The sequence below is a fragment of the Vibrio sp. 03_296 genome (assembly GCF_002265885.1).
Window position 1 is genome coordinate 1 of sequence record NZ_NPKW01000747.1, and the last position, 449, is coordinate 449.

Annotated in this window: 1 pseudogene; it reads left to right on the forward strand. The window is 45.9% G+C overall.

Going from position 1 to position 449, the window contains the following annotated elements:
- Positions 1-265 (forward strand): annotated as a pseudogene (locus CIK04_RS27600) (low molecular weight phosphotyrosine protein phosphatase); the annotation flags it as partial.
- Positions 266-449: the final 184 nt, after the last annotated feature.

Genomic DNA, 449 nt, shown 5'->3' on the forward strand with positions numbered 1-449 from the left:
AATGATGTTGATGTAGAAAACCATCAATCACAGCAACTTACCTCTGCACTGTGTAGCCAATATGATCTGATCCTAGTGATGGAAAAAGGCCATATGGAAGCGACTAACACAAATTGCCCCTGAAGCGCGTGGAAAAACCATGCTCTTCGGCCAATGGATAGGGCAAAAAGACATCCCCGATCCGTATCGCCAAAGCAAAGAAGCCTTTGTGCATGCTTATCAGTTAATTGATGAAGCCGCACAAGCCTGGGCAAAAAAATTGTAGTAAAAGAGAAAAACTGACCTAGGCGCTTGTATTCCTTTGCAATGTTTTAGCCTAGACCACAGGACCACAGGACCACAGGACCACAGGACCACAGGACCACAGGACCACAGGACCACAGGACCGTTTTCCAACAAACAAATCATAAATCCACCAACCCGGAAATGAACGAGACAATGACAACACC